We start from the raw sequence: 13185 nt of genomic DNA, 5'->3' as shown, positions 1-13185 counted from the left end.
CACGCGAAATGAAAAGGGCGCCTCACGGCGCCCTTTTCATTGATGCATGTTGCGATGACTTCTTAGAAGCGATATTCCGCGCTGACCGAGACCATGTCGGTGCTCAGGTCGACGCCGCTCTTCTTGGCATCGTAGTAGTCGTAGTTGATGCCGACACTGGCATTGTTGCTGAAGTCGTAGCCCACGCCGGCACCGGCGTACCAGCTGGTGTCATTCAGGCCCTTGCGTACCGGGTTGGCGTCGTTGCTGAGGCCATGGCCCTGCCAGCCATAAATGCCAGTGCGTGCGCTGACGTACCAGTTCGGGCTGACGTTGAAGTGGCCATTCACGCCGGTAGTCCAGCCGTGCAGCTGTGACTTGCCATCTTCGACGACTGGCTGGCTGTTGAAAATATTCTTGGCGTGGATGTTGCCCAGGTCGTTATAACCGGCCTCGACACCGAGCGCGACGGACGGATTGATCGCCCAGCGATAACCACCGTTGATGCCGTAACCGGTGTCGCTGTCGTTGTACGCACCGTGGTCGATCGAGGTACGGCCGACATTGCCGTTGATGAACCAGCCGTCGTTGTGCGTGGGCGCGCTCTGCGCGAACACGGCGGGAACCGCGAACATACCGGCGGTGGCGAGGGCGAGGGCAAACACGGTCTTCTTGATTTTCATGGAGCTTCTCCAGTTGTTGTCATGGCAGTCGACCCATGGGGGAGCGGTCGCTGCTGCAGGTGTGCCACCCAAGCCGGGTGGCAACACTCGAACACATAGATGGTGCGGGAGCTTGAAGATTCAATACTCAGCAGTTCAGTATTAAGCTGACGTTAATCGGAAGGACGTCGCAGCATCCTTCCCGCTGCTCAGAAGCGATATTCGGCCGTCACTGATGCGGTATCGGTGGAAAGCCCGATGCCGTTCTTCTTGGCGTGGTAGTAGTCGTACGCCAAGCCCAGGCCGAAGTGATTGTTGAAGTCGTAGCCGACGCCCGCGCCGGCGTAGTAATCGACTTTGTCCAGATCGTGGCGGTTGATGTCCTGATTGGAATAACCGTGCCCCTTCCAGCCGTAAACACCGGCGCGTCCGCTGACGTACAGACCCTGCCACACATTGATTTTGCCGTTCACGCCGGCCGTCCATCCGCGTAATGCGTTGCGCTGATCTTTCAGGTTGACCGGGTCGCTGTTGAAGGCATTCTTCGCTTTGAAGTTGCCCAAATCGTTGTAGCCGATGTCCACACCGAGCCCGAGATCCGGGCCGACCTTCCAGCGGTAGCCGCCGTTGATCGCGTAGGTGGTCGGGTGATCGTTGTACGGACCCTGGCTCACGTGAGCCTGGCCCACGCGGCCATCAACGAACCAGTTGCCACTACCGATGGCTTGGCCTGGTTGAAAGTTGCCAACCGTTGTTGGCGCAGTCTGGGTTTCCTGCGCAACTGCAGGCAGGGTGACCACGGCGGCGGATGCGATGGCGAGAGCAAGCAACGTCTGTTTCATGGGGAAATCCTCGTTTTGTGGAGCCGTGTCGCACCGTGGGGATGGGCACGACCGGGCAGCGCCTGGGGATGGCTCTGCGGGGCACAGTGATAACCGGGCGAGGCTGAAGCTCGCCGAACCGGACGCCCAGCCGATTAAGCGCTGATTAATCCCTGCTTTGCGGGCGACAGCACGCGGGTGATCGGCGACAATAGGCGTTTTGCCCCCTCCGGAGACTGCCCGATGACCACCCGCCGCGAACTCGCCAATGCCGTGCGAGCCCTTGCCATGGACGCCGTCGAGGCAGCCAAGTCTGGTCATCCGGGCATGCCGATGGGCATGGCCGATCTTGCCGAGGTGCTGTGGAATGACTTCCTGCAGTTCAACCCGGGCAACCCGAAGTGGTTCAATCGCGACCGCTTCGTGCTGTCCAACGGCCACGGCTCGATGCTGCAGTACGCGCTGCTGCACCTGACCGGCTTCGATCTGCCGATGGAGCAGCTGAAGCGCTTCCGCCAGCTGCATTCGAAAACGGCCGGTCACCCCGAAGCCAGCGAAACGCCGGGAGTGGAAACCACCACCGGTCCACTCGGCCAGGGCCTGGCCAATGCGGTCGGTTTTGCGTTGGCGGAAAAGATTCTCGCGGCGCACTTCAATCGTCCCGGCCACGACGTGGTCGACCATCACACCTATGTATTCCTGGGCGACGGCTGCCTGATGGAAGGCATTTCGCACGAAGTGGCCTCGCTGGCCGGCACCTGGCAGCTGGGCAAGCTGGTGGCGATCTATGACGACAACGGCATCTCGATCGACGGCGAAGTGCACGGCTGGTTCACTGACAACACGCCGGCGCGCTTCGAAGCCTACGGCTGGAATGTGGTTCGTGGCGTGGACGGCCATGACGCCGAGGCGATCAAGAAAGCTATCGCCAGTGCCACCGCGCAGAGCGACAAGCCGACCCTGATCTGCGCCAAGACGATCATCGGTTTTGGCGCGCCACACAAGCAAGGCAAGGAAGAAAGTCACGGCGCCCCGCTGGGCAAGGACGAGATCGCGGCGGCCCGCGAACAGCTGGGCTGGAACTACGCCCCGTTCGAAATCCCTGCCGACATCTACGCCGGCTGGGACCACAAGCAGACCGGCAACTCCGCCGAGCAGGCGTGGAACGAGGCGTTCGCGAAGTACGCCGCGGCGCATCCGGAACTGGCTGCCGAATTCAAGCGCCGCATCGCTGGCGAACTGCCGGCAGATTGGTCGGCGAAGTCGCAGGCGTATATCGCCAAGCTGCAGGCAGAAGGGCCCGAGGTAGCTTCGCGCAAAGCCTCGCAGATGACGCTGAATGCGTTTGGTCCATTGCTGCCGGAGCTGCTCGGCGGCTCGGCCGATCTGGCCGGTTCCAACCTTACCAAGTGGAGCGGCAGCCTCGACGCCGCCAATGGCAACAGCGCTGACGGCAACGGCAACTACGTCTATTACGGTGTGCGCGAATTCGGCATGACCGCGATCGCCAACGGCGTGGCGCTGCACGGCGGTTTCATTCCGTATGACGCCACCTTCCTGGTGTTCTCCGACTACGCGCGCAACGCGGTACGCATGAGCGCGCTGATCCCGGCACACGCGATCCACGTCTACACGCACGACTCGATCGGTCTGGGCGAGGATGGCCCGACCCATCAGCCGGTCGAGCACATGGCCAGCTTGCGTTATATCCCGAACAACCAGCTGTGGCGTCCCTGCGATGCGGTGGAATCGGCCGCGTCGTGGAAGGCGGCGATCGAACGCAAGGGCGCGCCGTCCTGCCTGATTTTCTCGCGCCAGAACCTCAAGCATCAGCAGCGCACCGAGCAGCAGGTCGCCGACATCATGCGCGGCGGTTACGTACTGTCTGACCCGCTGGACACCAAGTTCAAGGCGATCCTGATCGCCACCGGTTCGGAAGTGGAATTGGCGATGGAAGCTTCGCGTGCGCTGGCCCAGCAGGGCGTGGCGGTGCGCGTGGTGTCGATGCCAAGCACTGAAGTGTTTGACGCGCAGCCCGTGGAATACCGCGAAGGCGTACTACCCGGCTGGTGCCGTGCGCGGGTGGCGGTGGAAGCGGGCACGGCCGACTTCTGGTGCAAATACGTCGGGCTGGATGGCGAAGTGATCGGCATGACCACGTTCGGTGCCTCGGCACCGGCGCCGCAGTTGTTCGAGCACTTCGGGATCACCGTGGCACATGTCATCGATGCGGTGAAGCGCGTCATCAAGTAAAGCGGACGCCATCTGCAGAAGCGCACCCTGCGCGCGATACCCTTCGCTCACGTGACGAAGCGTTCTCGCGCACAGGGTGCGTTTCTACCCGGCGGGGTAGGGCGGCCATTACCCGCCGGCTCTTGCTTGGTGAAACGGAAAGTGGCGGGCAGTGCCCGCCCTACGGGGCTGATCAGCTCAGTCGCCGAGCAGCAAGGTGGTCAGTTCGTCCGGCGTTGCTGCGATGGCATGGGCGCCGGCCTGTTCCAGTTCGTCGCGTCCACCGAAGCCCCACAACACGCCGAAGCCACGCACCCGGTTGGCCACGGCGCCGTCGATGTCGAAGTGGCGATCGCCAATCATGACGGCGTCAGCGGGCGAGCAATCGAAGTCCGCCAGCGCCTCGGCGATCATCGAGGCTTTCTCGCTGTGTGAGCTGTCGGGATGCGGGCCGTACAGGCGCTCAAACGCGTTGCCGAATGGCAAGTGGGCGATGATCGGAGCGGCATGACGGTGCGGCTTGCTGGTTACCACGGCGAGTCGGTGACCTGCACCGAGCAGACGCTCGATCAGCAGTTCGATGCCCGGATAGATTTCGTGTTCGCGCCAGCCCAGCGTGTTGAAGCGCTCGTGGTAGTACGCGACAGCGTCCTCGATCCTTGCCGGGTCGTGCCCCAGCAGCGGCGCGAAACTGTGTCGCAGCGGCGGCCCGATCCAGCGGCGCAGTGCATCGTGCGCCGGCTCGGGCACGTCAAGCCGTGCCAGCGCATGCTTCACGCACGCCGTGATGCCAAGCTCGGAATCAATCAGCGTGCCGTCGAGGTCGAACAGGCATAGCATTACTTTGCGGCTCGGGCCTTCAGCGCGGTGACCGCCGGCAGTTCCTTGCCTTCAAGAAATTCGAGGAACGCACCACCGCCAGTAGAGATGTAGGACACCTGGTCGGCGATGCCGTACTTGTCGACTGCCGCCAGCGTGTCGCCGCCGCCGGCAATCGAGAACGCCGGCGACGCGGCAATCGCGCGGGCCAGCGTTTCGGTGCCCTTGCCGAATGCGTCGAACTCGAACACGCCGACCGGGCCGTTCCACACCACGGTGCCAGCCTTGGCGATCAGCGCGGCGTACATTTCCGCGGTCTGCGGACCGATGTCGAGAATCATCTCGTCGGGCCCGACCTGGTCCACCGGTTTCACCGTGGCCGGTGCCTGGGCGGAGAAGGTCGGCGCCACCACGACGTCAACCGGCATGGGCACTTGGGCGCCGCGTCGTTTCGCATCGGCCAGCACTTTCTTCGCCGCGTCGAGCAGATCCATCTCGACCAGCGAGTTGCCGACCGAATAACCCATCGCCGCGATGAAGGTATTGGCGATGCCACCGCCGACGATCAACTGATCGACCTTGCCGATCAGGTTGTCCAGCAAGGTGAGCTTGGTCGATACCTTGGAGCCAGCCACGATCGCCAGCAACGGGTGCGCCGGATGTTCCAGCGCCTTGCCCAACGCATCCAGTTCGGCGCACAGCAGCGGGCCGGCGGCGGCAGTCGGTGCAAAACGAATGACGCCATGGGTCGAGGCCTGGGCGCGGTGCGCGGTGCCGAACGCGTCCATCACGAAGATGTCGCACAGCGCGGCATACTGCTTGGCCAGCGCCTCGTCGTCCTTGCCTTCGCCCACATTCATGCGGCAGTTTTCCAGCAGCACGACTTCGCCCGGCGCAACATCGACGCCGTTGGTCAGGTAGTCAGCCACCAGCCGTACCGGTTTGCCGAGTTTACCGCCCAGCCACTGCGCCACCGGCTGCAGCGACGATGCGGCATCGAACTGGCCTTCCTTGGGGCGCCCCAGATGCGACAGGACCAGCACGCGTGCGCCGGCATCACGGGCGGCCAGGATGGTTGGCAGGGCGGCGTCCAGTCGCTGGGTCGAGGTGATCTGGCCCTGATCGTCGATCGGCACATTCAGGTCTTCGCGGATCAGCACACGCTGGTCGCGCAAATCGAGGTCGCTCATGCGGATGACGGACACGGCAGGACTCCAGTACGGGTAGGGATGGGCCGCAAGCAGGCGGCAGCCGGCTATTGTCCAGCCGCTGCGGGACTGATGCAAACCGCGGCACTCGGCGCGGGCGTTGCGGGCAGCGCCCGCGCAGGCCACACTGTGCCCTGACTGCCATTACCGTGCACAGGGGACTGCTCATGGCCACCGGTCTGGTGCTTTACAGCTACTGGCGCTCCAGCGCCGCTTATCGCGTGCGTATTGCGCTGAATCTGAAGGGGCTGGAGTACGAAACGCGAGCGGTGCATCTGCTGCAGGACGGTGGCCAGCAGCATGCGGCGGAGTACAAGGCGCTCAATCCGCAGCAATTGGTGCCCTGTCTGCTGGACGGCGATCGCGTACTGACTCAGTCGCTGGCGATCATGGAATACCTCGACGAAATGCATCCGGAGCTGGAAACCGCCCTGTTGCCCGTCGATGCCCGTGGTCGCGCCCAGGTGCGCGCGCTGGCCATGGCGATAACCTGCGACATCCATCCGCTGGGCAATCTGCGGGTGCTGCAACAACTCGAAGCCGATTTTGCGGCCACTGAAGAGCAGCGTTCAGCCTGGTTACGGCACTGGATGGAAGTCGGTTTCAAGGCGATCGAGGAAGAGCTGGCCGACAGCGCGGCGACCGGCCGTTTCTGCCATGGCGAGTCGCCCAGCATGGCCGATGCCTGTCTGGTGCCGCAGGTGTACAACGCCCTGCGCTGGAAACTGCCGATGGACGACTACCCGACGATCGCGCGGATTTATCGTGCCTGCAACGAGCTGGAACCGTTCCAGCGCGCAGCACCCGAGGCGCAGCCGGACGCACCGCAGAGCTAGAAACGAGTGTGGAGGAGTGAAAAACGAGAGTTGCTCTACCTCTCTTTTCTCATTCCTCCGCGCTCTTTTTTCAGAAGCCCATGCCGTAAGGATCGTTGCCGGCCAGTTCCTCGTCGTTGGAGCCGCCTTCGGCGAGGCGGATTTTGAGTGCCAGACCGTCGCGCGAATCGGACTTGTTGAGCGCTTCCTCCAAGTCCACGCGTCCGTCCTTGTACAGCCGGTACAACGACTGGTCGAACGTCTGCATGCCTTCCTGCAGGCTGCGATCCATCGCTTCCTTGATCTCGTGAGTCTGGCCACGACGGATCATGTCGCGGATCAGTGGCGTGTTCAGCAGCACTTCGGCAGCGGGAATGCGGCGGCCGTCCTTGCCGATCACCAGGCGCTGGCTGATTACCGCGCGAAGGTTCAGCGCCAGATTCATCAGCACGTTCTTGTGTGCCGATTCGGGGAAGAAATTGAGGATGCGTTCCAGCGTCTGGTCGGCGTTGTTCGAATGCAGCGTGGCCAGGCACAAATGACCGGTTTCGGAGAACGCGATCGCCGCTTCCATCGTGTCGGTGTCACGGATCTCGCCGATCATGATGACGTCCGGCGCCTCACGCATCGCGTTCTTCAGCGCCTCGTGATAGGTGTGCGTATCCAGGCCCACCTCGCGCTGGTTCACGATCGACTTCTTGTGCCGGTGCAGGTATTCGATCGGGTCCTCGATGGTGAGGATGTGACCGGAAGAATTGGTGTTGCGATGGTCGAGCATCGCTGCCAATGTGGTCGACTTGCCCGAGCCGGTGGCGCCAACCACCAGAATCAGCCCGCGTGGCTCCATGATCAGGTCACGGAAAATCTTCGGCAGCTGCAATTGCTCGATGCTGGGGATTTCGCTCTTGATCGCGCGAATCACCATGCCCACTTCGCCGCGCTGCTTGAACACGTTGATGCGGAAACGGCCGGCTTCCTTCACCGCCAGCGCCATGTTCAGTTCCAGATTGCGCTCGAACTGGGGCACCTGGCCCTCGTCCATCAGCGAATAGGCGATCTTCTTGACCATGCCGGTGGGAAGGCCGGTATTGCCCAGGGGATACAGTTTGCCCTCCACCTTGATATTTACCGGAGCGCCGGTGGACAGGAACATGTCCGACGCGCCCTTGTCTACCATAAGCTTGAGGAAGTAACCGATATCCACGAATGACCCCTGTTTGCGAAATGCGCGTTGCAATGCTTGATTATGCCCGCCCACAATACGCTGCGACACACCAAGAGGAATGTGATGTACATCTTTTCCCCATCGGCCGGACTTCTCCGGTCTCGCCGCGCCGCCCTGGTTGCGCTGTTTCTGGCCCTGATACTGGCCGGCTGCGCCTCGGTGCCGCCGCCGAATGACTCCATGAACATGGCCCAGACCCAGTTGCAGATGGCCCGCGATGCCGGCGCGGCCGATTATGCACCGGTGGATCTGGGCTTCGCCCAGGACCGGTTCCAGCAAGCGCAGTCAGCGATGGCCGAGCGCAAATATGCCAATGCAGCGGACCTGGCCGAAGAGTCCCGTGCCGATGCGGAGCTGGCCCAAGCCAAGGCTCGGCTGGGTGCGGCGCGCGCCAAGATCCAGAGCAAGTTGCAGGAAAACAGCCAGCTGCGCGCTCAGGGCGAGGCTGCTGAGTCCGCTCCACAGAACGCACCAGCAGCGGCGCCGGCAGCGGCACCGCCGGTCAGCAACGAGCAGCCGACCGGCGAGATGCCGGCACCGGCAAGCTCGGCGTTGTCCACGCCGGCGGCTGGCGGCTTCCAGACCATTCCCGAGCAGGCGCAGCCACCCGCGACAAACTCCCAGGGAAGTCAGCCATGAAGCGTTCCATCAACATTCTTGCCGCCATGGTGCTGGCGCTGGCCACCTTGGGTTCGGCGCACGCCAAGCAGGATGACATCGACATCACGCGCCTGAACGGCAGCCTCAACCAGCTGGCCACTGATCCCAGCCTTGGCGTTTATGCCCAGGCCGAGCAAGCCCGCGCCCGCGATGCAATCAACCGGCTGGCCCAGGCCAGTTCGCGTGAACGGCCGCATGCTTTGTACCTGGCCGAGCGCCGGGTCGATCTGGCCAAGACCGCCGCACAGTTGCAGGACGCTCAGGTCAAGTTGGCCCAGCTTGATCGCGAGCACGACCAGATTCTGCTCGACAATAGTCGTCGCGATGCCGAAATGGCCCGCCGCGAGCTGGAGCGCCAGCGTCTGCAGTACCAGTTGGCCCAGGAGGAAACGGCGCGTTTGCAGGCCCAGGGGCAGGAGTATTCGCAGGCTGCTGATCAGGCGCGCGCCGAGGCGGAGCAGGCGAAGAAACTGGCGGCGGCACAGAGCAAGGTGGCGCGTGCTGCCAAGCGTCAGGCGGAGTTGGCAGCACAGGCGGCGAAGGCCATGCGCAAACAGATGGAAAGTGCCGACGAACCAGCCAAGGCCCCGCCCCAAGCGTCGAAACAACATCGCTGATGGCGTCTTCGCGGCGCGCTAGCGCGGCTTTGGGGTTTGACCAGAAGCCAATCGTTGAATAAGTGTAAAAGACTGTTTTGACAGCTTATTACGGAACTTTTCGCAGTTCGTGAAAGTGCCGCCGCAGGGCTTGCAGCCCCCTCGCCGGCGGAGTAGGGTCAAAGTCCCACGAGGCACCCAGGCCTCGTGGGTCACTGACCCGAATCATGCGCGTACCCCACGTTTTCCAGGTTCATCCGCTTCCGGTTTTCCGGCGCGGATCGTGGGTGCGCGTCTCTGGTTCGCCGTCTGCGGAGGCAGCCTGCTTATCCGCATGTCAACTCGCGAGGAGGTCGGATCATGTTTGAAAACCAGCAGCGTGATGATGTCGAGGCATTGATGAAGGCTGACGCCGAATTCCGGCGGCTTTATCAGCAGCACAAGCAACTCGACAGCAAGGTGCACGACGCCGATATTGGCGTGCTGCCCATCGACGATGTGACTTTGGCCAGCATGAAGAAACAGAAATTGCTGGCCAAGGCACAACTCGAGCGCATGTGGGCAGACCGGGCGCATCTCGTCCACTGACCTGAGTAGTTCGCGAACGCGGCCCCGGACTCTTCCTCACTAGCGGGAAGGTTGCCGGGGCCGCCGCGTTTGCGGCGCCCAAGGCATCGCCCGCGAGCAGTCATGGGCGATGCTGGTTCCTGACGACCAACCGTCGGCTCAGCCGCCTCGGTTATCATGGGAAATTCGCGACAACGGCGCTGCGCCGAAGTCGCCGCCCATGACGGAGTTTCCATGACGGTTCACCAGAGCGTTCTTGAATTGATCGGCCACACCCCGATGGTCCGCACCCAGCGGATGGACACCGGCGTGTGCGAACTGTTTCTCAAGCTCGAAAGCGCGAACCCGGGTGGCTCGATCAAGGACCGTATCGGCCTGTCGATGATTGAAGGCGCCGAAAAGGACGGCCGTATTCGTCCGGGCGACATCCTGGTCGAAGGCACCGCCGGCAACACTGGCCTGGGCCTGGCGCTGGTCGCACAGCAGAAGGGCTACCGGCTGATTCTGGTTGTGCCTGACAAGATGAGTCGCGAGAAGATCTTCAACCTCAAGGCGATGGGCGCCGAAGTAGTGCTGACCCGTTCCGATGTGGCCAAGGGACATCCCGAGTATTACCAGGACATGGCCGAACGGATTGCCCGTGAAACGCCGGGCGCCTATTTCATCAACCAGTTCGGCAACCCCGACAATCCGGCCGCGCACGTCGCCAGCACCGGACCGGAAATTCTCGAACAGATGGATGGCAAGGTCGACGCCGTGGTGGTTGGCTGCGGGTCTTCCGGCACGCTCAGCGGCCTGTCGAAATATTTCGCCGAGCATTCGCCGCAGACCGAGCTGGTGCTGGCCGACCCGGTGGGCTCGATCCTCACCCAGTACATCAACGAAGGCACGCTCTCGACGAAATCCGCCAGCTGGATGGTCGAAGGTATCGGCGAGGATTTCCTGCCCTTGATCAGCGACTTCACCCGGGTGAAGAAGGCCTATGCCATCCCGGACAAGGAAAGCTTCCTCACTGCGCGCGAGCTGCTGTCCAGAGAAGGTCTGCTGGGCGGTTCGTCGACCGGCACGCTGGTGGCCGCCGCGCTGCGCTATTGCCGCGAGCAGACCGTGCCGAAGCGTGTGGTGAGCTTTGTCTGCGACACCGGCAACAAGTACCTGTCGAAGCTGTACAACGATTACTGGATGCTCGACAACGGCTTCATCGAGCGTGAAAAGCATGGCGATCTGCGCGATCTGCTGCTGCGCCCGTTTGCCCAGCGCGACACCGTGGTGGTCGGTCCCAACGAGTTGCTGATCACTGCCTACAACCGGATGAAGCTGTACGACGTATCGCAGCTGCCGGTGATGGACGGCCGCAAGCTGGTGGGCATCGTTGACGAATCCGATGTGCTGATGCACGTGCATGCCGATGAAACCCGGTTCCGCGATCCGGTGTCTACGGCCATGATCACCGACCTGCACATGCTGGAGGTGCGTTCCTCGGTGGAGTCGTTGCTGCCGGTGTTCGAGCGCGGCCATGTGGCGATCGTGGTTGACGGTGAGGACTTCCTCGGCCTGATTACCCGCATCGACCTGTTGAACTGGTTGCGTCGCAAGGTGAATTGAACCCGCGTGTTGCCGCCGGCAATGCGAAAGCCTGCGGCAATGCAGGTAACTGAAACTAACTGTCTGCCACGGCGTCGAATGTACGTCGTATCCAACCCAGGGAATGTTTGGCCATGTGTGGAATTGTTGCTGCCGTTGCCCAACGTGATGTCGCGCCGCTGCTGATTGCCGGCCTCAAGGCGCTCGAATATCGCGGGTATGACTCGTCCGGCTTGGCCGTACTCAACCATGGCGCGTTCCGTCGTGTGCGCGCCAAGGGCAAAGTGCGTGAGATGGAGGCGCTGTACCTGGCCGATCCGCTGCTCGGTGGCACCGGCATCGCGCATACGCGCTGGGCCACGCATGGCGTGCCCAGCGAAGCGAATGCCCACCCGCATGTGGCGGGGCGGATAACCCTCGTGCACAACGGCATCATCGAAAACTACGTCGGCCTGCGCGCCGAGCTGCAGGCTGCTGGCCACACATTCACTTCGGAAACCGACACCGAAGTCATGGCCGCGTTGATCGACCGTCGTTACGTGCCGGGCGTGACCCTGCGCGAAGCCGTGCTGGCTACTGTGCGCGAGCTGGAAGGCGCCTATGCCATTGCCGTGATCAGCTGCGACGAACCTGATCGCGTGGTGGGTGCCCGACGCGGTGCGCCATTGCTGGTCGGCCTCGGCATTGGCGAGAACTTCCTCGGTTCGGACGCGCAGGCGCTGATCCAGGTCACCAACAAAATGCTGTACCTCGACGAAGACGACGTGGTTGAGATCACTCGCGACAGCGTGCAGGTGTTCGGCCTGGATGGCACGCCGGTGGAGCGCGAGGTTCATGAAAGCGAGCTGTCAAAGGATGCGGTCGAGCGCGGTGAATACCGCCATTACATGCAGAAGGAAATTTTCGAGCAGCCGCGCGCCGTGGCGGACACGCTGGAAGCGCGCATCGGCCCACATGGCGTGCTGCCGAATATCTTCGGCATTGACAGCGATGCGCTGCTGCAAGCCACTCATGGCGTGCACATCATCGCCTGCGGTACCAGCTATCACGCCGGGCTGGTGGCCAAGTACTGGATCGAGGAATACGCGCACCTGCCGGTCAGTGTGGAGGTTGCCAGCGAATTCCGTTACCGCGACGCGGTGGTGCCACCGAACACCTTGTTCGTCGCGATCTCGCAATCGGGCGAAACCGCGGACACGCTCGCTGCGCTACGCGAGTCGCGTCGTCGTGGTTATCTCGGCAGCCTGGTCATCTGCAACTCGCCTGAGTCCTCGCTGGTGCGCGAGTCCGACCTGAAGCTGATGACCCATGCTGGCCCCGAAATCGGCGTGGCCTCGACCAAGGCATTCACCACCCAGCTGGCCGGGTTGGCGCTGCTGACCCTGGAGCTGTCTCGTCGCAACGGCCTTGCCGAAGAACGCTACGCCGCCTTGTGCGCCGAGTTGCAGCACCTGCCGCGCGCGATCGAGAACGCTCTGAAGCTGGAGCCGGCGATCATTGAGCTCGCGGCCGAGTTCATCCATCGCCAGCATGCGTTGTTCCTCGGTCGTGGTGCGCAGTACCCGGTGGCACTGGAAGGCGCGCTCAAGCTCAAGGAAATTTCGTATATCCACGCCGAAGCCTATCCGGCCGGCGAACTCAAGCACGGCCCGCTGGCCCTGGTCGACGAGAACATGCCGATCGTGGCGGTAGCGCCGAACGGCCCGTTGCTGGACAAGCTGAAATCCAACCTGCAGGAAGTGCGCGCCCGCGGCGGTCGCCTGATCGTGTTCGCCGATGGTGCTGCTGGCATGGATGACATGGCCGGTCACGGCGCGATGTTGCGAGTGGATTCAGGCGGCAGCTTCATCGCTCCTGCGGTATTCACCGTGCCGCTGCAACTGCTCGCCTACCACGTGGCCGTGCTGCGCGGCACCGACGTCGACCAGCCACGCAATCTGGCCAAGTCAGTGACGGTGGAATAGTTTTCAACGGCGGTAACCTTGCGGTTCAGCGCAAGCACTCCAACGAAAAGGCC

At 62.8% G+C, this 13185-nt stretch carries 12 protein-coding genes; 7 read left to right on the top strand and 5 right to left on the bottom strand.

Annotation, left to right across the window (positions count from 1 at the left end):
* Positions 1-62: 62 nt before the first annotated feature.
* Positions 63-662, bottom strand: coding sequence for a porin family protein (locus tag PY254_RS17365; protein ID WP_281013309.1), 600 nt, complete (start codon positions 660-662; stop codon positions 63-65).
* A 188-nt stretch (positions 663-850) separates the two neighbouring features.
* Complete coding sequence (locus tag PY254_RS17360) at positions 851-1483, bottom strand: outer membrane beta-barrel protein (protein ID WP_281013308.1); 633 nt, start codon at positions 1481-1483, stop codon at positions 851-853.
* A gap of 222 nt (positions 1484-1705) precedes the next feature.
* On the opposite strand from PY254_RS17360, the gene tkt reads away from it, so the two are divergent.
* A complete protein-coding gene (gene tkt / locus PY254_RS17355; protein WP_281013307.1) occupies positions 1706-3715 on the top strand; it encodes a transketolase in 2010 nt (669 codons plus the stop codon).
* Between the two features lie 177 nt (positions 3716-3892).
* On the opposite strand, the gene PY254_RS17350 is transcribed toward tkt, so the two are convergent.
* Together PY254_RS17350 and PY254_RS17345 are read right to left on the bottom strand one after the other, a co-directional pair.
* A complete protein-coding gene (locus tag PY254_RS17350) occupies positions 3893-4534 on the bottom strand; it encodes an HAD hydrolase-like protein (protein ID WP_281013306.1) in 642 nt (213 codons plus the stop codon).
* Positions 4534-5718, bottom strand: a complete 1185-nt coding sequence (locus PY254_RS17345) for a phosphoglycerate kinase (protein WP_281013305.1) — start codon at positions 5716-5718, stop codon at positions 4534-4536. The genes PY254_RS17350 and PY254_RS17345 overlap by 1 nt, the downstream gene beginning before the upstream one ends.
* A 170-nt stretch (positions 5719-5888) precedes the next feature.
* On the opposite strand from PY254_RS17345, the gene maiA reads away from it, so the two are divergent.
* A complete protein-coding gene (gene maiA / locus PY254_RS17340; protein ID WP_281013304.1) occupies positions 5889-6557 on the top strand; it encodes a maleylacetoacetate isomerase in 669 nt (222 codons plus the stop codon).
* A 70-nt stretch (positions 6558-6627) separates the two neighbouring features.
* Here the strand turns inward: maiA and PY254_RS17335 are convergent, their stop codons facing one another.
* A complete protein-coding gene (locus tag PY254_RS17335; protein ID WP_281013303.1) occupies positions 6628-7740 on the bottom strand; it encodes a PilT/PilU family type 4a pilus ATPase in 1113 nt (370 codons plus the stop codon).
* Between the two features lie 201 nt (positions 7741-7941).
* On the opposite strand from PY254_RS17335, the gene PY254_RS17330 reads away from it, so the two are divergent.
* From PY254_RS17330 to glmS, 5 genes are all read left to right on the top strand, one after another.
* Positions 7942-8400 carry a DUF4398 domain-containing protein gene (locus PY254_RS17330; RefSeq protein WP_281013302.1) on the top strand — a complete coding sequence of 153 codons (459 nt, stop codon included), beginning with the start codon at positions 7942-7944 and terminating at the stop codon, positions 8398-8400.
* The gene (locus tag PY254_RS17325) at positions 8397-9038 is read left to right on the top strand and encodes a hypothetical protein (RefSeq protein ID WP_281013301.1); all 642 of its coding nucleotides are present in this window, start codon (positions 8397-8399) and stop codon (positions 9036-9038) included. The genes PY254_RS17330 and PY254_RS17325 overlap by 4 nt, the downstream gene beginning before the upstream one ends.
* A 339-nt stretch (positions 9039-9377) precedes the next feature.
* The gene (locus PY254_RS17320) at positions 9378-9605 is read left to right on the top strand and encodes an HP1242/YdcH family protein (protein WP_281013300.1); all 228 of its coding nucleotides are present in this window, start codon (positions 9378-9380) and stop codon (positions 9603-9605) included.
* Between the two features lie 213 nt (positions 9606-9818).
* Complete coding sequence (locus PY254_RS17315; protein WP_281013299.1) at positions 9819-11189, top strand: pyridoxal-phosphate dependent enzyme; 1371 nt, start codon at positions 9819-9821, stop codon at positions 11187-11189.
* Positions 11190-11302: 113 nt separating this feature from the next.
* Positions 11303-13132, top strand: coding sequence for a glutamine--fructose-6-phosphate transaminase (isomerizing) (gene glmS / locus PY254_RS17310; protein WP_281013298.1), 1830 nt, complete (start codon positions 11303-11305; stop codon positions 13130-13132).
* Positions 13133-13185: the final 53 nt, after the last annotated feature.

The sequence above is a fragment of the Rhodanobacter sp. AS-Z3 genome, from assembly GCF_029224025.1.
GTDB lineage: Bacteria > Pseudomonadota > Gammaproteobacteria > Xanthomonadales > Rhodanobacteraceae > Rhodanobacter.
Note: the sequence above shows the minus strand (reverse complement) of the source record. Positions and strands in the feature narration are given on the sequence as shown.

Coding starts and splice junctions, on each gene's coding strand:
- PY254_RS17365 (WP_281013309.1), bottom strand. CDS start 662: ATGAAAATCAAGAAGACCGTGTTTGCCCTCGCCCTCGCCACCGCCGGT.
- PY254_RS17360 (WP_281013308.1), bottom strand. CDS start 1,483: ATGAAACAGACGTTGCTTGCTCTCGCCATCGCATCCGCCGCCGTGGTC.
- tkt (WP_281013307.1), top strand. CDS start 1,706: ATGACCACCCGCCGCGAACTCGCCAATGCCGTGCGAGCCCTTGCCATG.
- PY254_RS17350 (WP_281013306.1), bottom strand. CDS start 4,534: ATGCTATGCCTGTTCGACCTCGACGGCACGCTGATTGATTCCGAGCTT.
- maiA (WP_281013304.1), top strand. CDS start 5,889: ATGGCCACCGGTCTGGTGCTTTACAGCTACTGGCGCTCCAGCGCCGCT.
- PY254_RS17330 (WP_281013302.1), top strand. CDS start 7,942: ATGAACATGGCCCAGACCCAGTTGCAGATGGCCCGCGATGCCGGCGCG.
- PY254_RS17325 (WP_281013301.1), top strand. CDS start 8,397: ATGAAGCGTTCCATCAACATTCTTGCCGCCATGGTGCTGGCGCTGGCC.
- PY254_RS17320 (WP_281013300.1), top strand. CDS start 9,378: ATGTTTGAAAACCAGCAGCGTGATGATGTCGAGGCATTGATGAAGGCT.
- PY254_RS17315 (WP_281013299.1), top strand. CDS start 9,819: ATGACGGTTCACCAGAGCGTTCTTGAATTGATCGGCCACACCCCGATG.
- glmS (WP_281013298.1), top strand. CDS start 11,303: ATGTGTGGAATTGTTGCTGCCGTTGCCCAACGTGATGTCGCGCCGCTG.